Origin of the sequence: Anabaena sp. FACHB-1237 (assembly GCF_014696225.1) — a bacterium.
In the GTDB taxonomy this organism is placed as follows: Bacteria; Cyanobacteriota; Cyanobacteriia; order Cyanobacteriales; family Nostocaceae; genus FACHB-1237.
Map to the genome: position 1 here is coordinate 1 of NZ_JACJPV010000095.1, position 4750 is coordinate 4750.

General features: G+C 51.0%; 3 rRNA genes. All 3 read right to left on the reverse strand.

Annotated features, from left to right (window positions below):
* Positions 1-8: 8 nt before the first annotated feature.
* Positions 9-126 (reverse strand): 5S ribosomal RNA (rrf, locus tag H6F32_RS20200).
* Between the two features lie 68 nt (positions 127-194).
* Positions 195-3017 (reverse strand): 23S ribosomal RNA (locus H6F32_RS20205).
* A gap of 224 nt (positions 3018-3241) precedes the next feature.
* A 16S ribosomal RNA gene (locus tag H6F32_RS20210) occupies positions 3242-4729 on the reverse strand.
* The 16S, 23S and 5S rRNA genes sit together here, the layout of an rRNA operon.
* Between the last annotated feature and the right edge of the window lie 21 nt (positions 4730-4750).

Here is a 4750-nt window from a genome sequence, read left to right on the forward strand (position 1 = left end):
AATAATAAACCTGGCATCGAGCTATTTTCACAGAGGGCAACCCCTCAACTATCGTCGCCGCAGCAGCGTTTCACAACTGAGTTCGGGAAGGGATCAGAGTGGTTCCACCGCGCCATAGACACCAGGAAAACCTGTTAGGAACTTGAACTTAACAGAGTCCCTGAAGACTGCATTAAAGAAAGAGTAAAAAATGAGAGGTCAAGCCCTCGGTCTATTAGTACCCCTTTGCTACATACATTACTGTACTTCCACATAGAGCCTATGAACGGGTGTTCTGCCCGTGACCTTACCTACTTTTAGTAGTGAGAACACTCATCTTGAGGTGGGCTTCCCACTTAGATGCTTTCAGCGGTTATCCGCTCCGAACGTGGCTACCCAGCGTCTACTGTTGGTACAATAACTGGTACACCAGCGGTTCGTTCCTCCCGGTCCTCTCGTACTAAGGAGGACTCCTCTCAATGTTCTAACGCCTGCACCGGATATGGACCGAACTGTCTCACGACGTTCTGAACCCAGCTCACGTACCGCTTTAATGGGCGAACAGCCCAACCCTTGGGACGTACTTCCGCCCCAGGTTGCGATGAGCCGACATCGAGGTGCCAAACCTCCCCGTCGATGTGGACTCTTGGGGGAGATCAGCCTGTTATCCCTAGAGTAACTTTTATCCGTTGAGCGACGGCCATTCCATACTGCGCCGTCGGATCACTAAGGCCTACTTTCGTACCTGTTCGACTTGTCAGTCTTACAGTCAAGCTCTCTTATTGCCTTTACACTCGCCGCACGGTTTCCAAGCGTGCTGAGAGAACCTTTGCGCGCCTCCGTTACCTTTTAGGAGGCGACCGCCCCAGTCAAACTGCCCGCCTGAAACTGTCCTCTTTCCGGCTTACGGAAATGAGTTAGAATTCTAGCTTCGCCAGAGTGGTATCTCACCGTTAGCTCCCTTCCCCCCACAAGGAGAAGTTCATCGCTTCCCACCTATCCTGCGCAAGCCAAGCCCGAACACAATTCCAGGTTACAGTAAAGCTTCATAGGGTCTTTCTGTCCAGGTGCAGGTAGTCCGTATCTTCACAGACATTCCTATTTCGCCGAGTCTCTCTCTGAGACACCATCCAGATCGTTACGCCTTTCGTGCGGGTCGGAACTTACCCGACAAGGAATTTCGCTACCTTAGGACCGTTATAGTTACGGCCGCCGTTCACCGGGGCTTCGGTCGTCAGCTTCATGTTGCCACTGACCAACTTCCTTAACCTTCCGGCACTGGGCAGGCGTCAGCCCCCATACGTCCTCTTTCGAGTTAGCGGAGACCTGTGTTTTTGGTAAACAGTCGCCTGGATCTCTTCACTGCGACCCACTTTCGTGGGCACCCCTTCTTCCGAAGTTACGGGGCCATTTTGCCGAGTTCCTTAGAGAGAGTTATCTCGCGCCCCTTGGTATTCTCAACCTCCCTACCTGTGTCGGTTTCGGGTACGGGTACTATGCTTTCATCACATCCCTAGCTTTTCTTGGCACTTTCCTTCACCACGCGGAGTTCGTAAACCCCTCCCAAACCAATTAGGGTATGGCTATCTTTCATGCGTCCCTAGTGATGCTCCCACATAATAGTCAGGGATTATTGACCCTGTGTCCATCGACTACGCCTTTCGACCTCGCCTTAGGTCCCGACTAACCCAGAGTGGACGAACCTGGCTCTGGAACCCTTAGGGTTTCGGGGTATATGATTCTCACATATATTTGCGCTACTCAAGCCGACATTCTCACTTCCGTCTCGTCCACAGCTGCTTGCCGCTACTGCTTCTCCCTACCACGGAACGCTCCCCTACCGATTATTTTACTAATCCCACAGCTTCGGTACATCACTTAGCCCCGTTCATTTTCGGCGCAGGAACACTTGACTAGTGAGCTATTACGCACTCTTTTAAGGGTGGCTGCTTCTAGGCAAACCTCCTAGTTGTCTTTGCGTTCCCACCTCCTTTATCACTTAGTGATGATTTGGGGACCTTAGCTGGTGGTCTGGGCTGTTTCCCTCTTGACGATGAAGCTTATCCCCCACCGTCTCACTGGCAATGTGTTCTCTAGGTATTCTGAGTTTGTCTCGATTTGGTACCGGTCTCCCAGCCCGCACCGAAACAGTGCTTTACCCCCTAGATTTATTCATTACCGCTGCGCCTCAACACATTTCGGGGAGAACCAGCTAGCTCCTGGTTCGATTGGCATTTCACCCCTAACCACACCTCATCCGCCGATTTTTCAACATCGGTCGGTGCGGACCTCCACGACCTGTTACGGTCGCTTCATCCTGGACATGGTTAGATCACCAGGGTTCGGGTCTATAAACACTGATTATCGCCCTTTTCAGACTCGGTTTCCCTTTGGCTTCAACATTCTCGTTTTAACCTACCAGTGCCTATAAGTCGCCGGCTCATTCTTCAACAGGCACGCGGTTGTTCGTTTAATCGAACTCCCACTGCTTGTAAACTAATGGTTTCATGTTCTATTTCACTCCCCTTATCGGGGTTCTTTTCACCTTTCCCTCGCGGTACTTGTTCTCTATCGCTCACACAGTAGTATTTAGCCTTACGAGATGGTCCTCGCTGATTCATACGGGATTCCTCGTGCCCCGTATTACTCGGGATTCAGCTTCTATCTTCTAACTTTTGACTACAAGACTTTCACTTTCTCTGGTACAGTATTTAGCTGTTTCGTCTAGTCTTCTGATTCGATGTTGCTGTCCCACTACCCCAATAGGTAAACCTTTTGGTTTAGGCTTTTCCCCTTTCGCTCACCACTACTTGGGGAATCTCTTTTGATTTCTTTTCCTCTAGCTACTAAGATGTTTCAGTTCGCTAGGTTGGCTCTTTCCTGTCTATATATTCAACAGGTAGTATTTAGGGTTGCCCCATTCGGATATCTCCGGCTCAATGTCTGCTTCCAACTCCCCGGAGCTTTTCGTAGGTAACCACGTCCTTCTTCGCCTCTGTGTGCCTAGGTATCCACCATTAGCTCTTTTTCGCTTGACCACTTGCAGTTTTTACTGCTTTTTTTACTCTTTCTCTTATGCAGTTTTCAAGGTTCTGACTGGATCTCACTCCAGCATTCTGTTTCTCACAGGTGCTAGGTTTGCCCTCTGAATCCGATTTAATACTTTGAAAGTTATTTTTGCCAATCTCGACCGACCTAGAGTAGACCAGTTGTATTTCTATTTGCTTTCGCTTTCGATTCTACATTGGATTAGGTCTCCCTAAAAGGAGGTGATCCAGCCACACCTTCCGGTACGGCTACCTTGTTACGACTTCACCCCAGTCACCAGTCCTACCTTAGGCATCCCCCCCCTTTCGGTTGGGGTAATGACTTCGGGCGTTACCAGCTTCCATGGTGTGACGGGCGGTGTGTACAAGGCCCGGGAACGAATTCACTGCAGTATGCTGACCTGCAATTACTAGCGATTCCTCCTTCACGAAGGCGAGTTGCAGCCTTCGATCTGAACTGAGCTACGGTTTATGAGATTTGCTTGCAGTCCCCTGCTCGCTGCTCTTTGTCCGTAGCATTGTAGTACGTGTGTAGCCCAGGGCGTAAGGGGCATGCTGACTTGACGTCATCCCCACCTTCCTCCGGTTTGTCACCGGCAGTCTCTCTAGAGTTCCCATCTTTCTTGCTGGCAACTAGAAACGAGGGTTGCGCTCGTTGCGGGACTTAACCCAACATCTCACGACACGAGCTGACGACAGCCATGCACCACCTGTGTGCGTGTTCCCTAAGGCACTCTTCCCTTTCAAGAAGATTCACGCCATGTCAAACCCTGGTAAGGTTCTTCGCGTTGCATCGAATTAAACCACATACTCCACCGCTTGTGCGGGCCCCCGTCAATTCCTTTGAGTTTCACACTTGCGTGCGTACTCCCCAGGCGGGATACTTAACGCGTTAGCTCCGGCACGGCTCGGGTCGATACGAGCCACGCCTAGTATCCATCGTTTACGGCTAGGACTACTGGGGTATCTAATCCCATTCGCTCCCCTAGCTTTCGTCCCTCAGTGTCAGTTAGGGTCTAGCAAGACGCTTTCGCCACCGGTGTTCTTCCTGAACTCTACGCATTTCACCGCTACACCAGGAATTCCTCTTGCCCCTACCCTACTCTAGCTCGGCAGTTTCCACGGCTTTTATCTAGTTGAGCTAGACTCTTTAACCCCAGACTTGCATCGCCACCTACAGACCCTTTACGCCCAATCATTCCGGATAACGCTTGCATCCTCCGTATTACCGCGGCTGCTGGCACGGAGTTAGCCGATGCTTCTTCCTCAAGTACCGTCATTTTTTTCTTCCTTGAGAAAAGAGGTTTACGACCCAAGAGCCTTCCTCCCTCACGCGGTATTGCTCCGTCAGGCTTTCGCCCATTGCGGAAAATTCCCCACTGCTGCCTCCCGTAGGAGTCTGGGCCGTGTCTCAGTCCCAGTGTGGCTGATCATCCTCTCAGACCAGCTACTGATCGTCGCCTTGGTTGTCTCTTACACTACCAACTAGCTAATCAGACGCGAGCTCTTCTTCAGGCAGCAAGCCTTTCACCTCTCGGCACATCCGGTATTAGCCACCGTTTCCAGTGGTTGTCCCCGACCTGAAGCCAGATTCTCACGCGTTACTCACCCGTCCGCCACTATGTCCTAAGACATCGTTCGACTTGCATGTGTTAAGCATACCGCCAGCGTTCATCCTGAGCCAGGATCAAACTCTCCGTTTTGAATCGTTTGTTTAGCTCTTT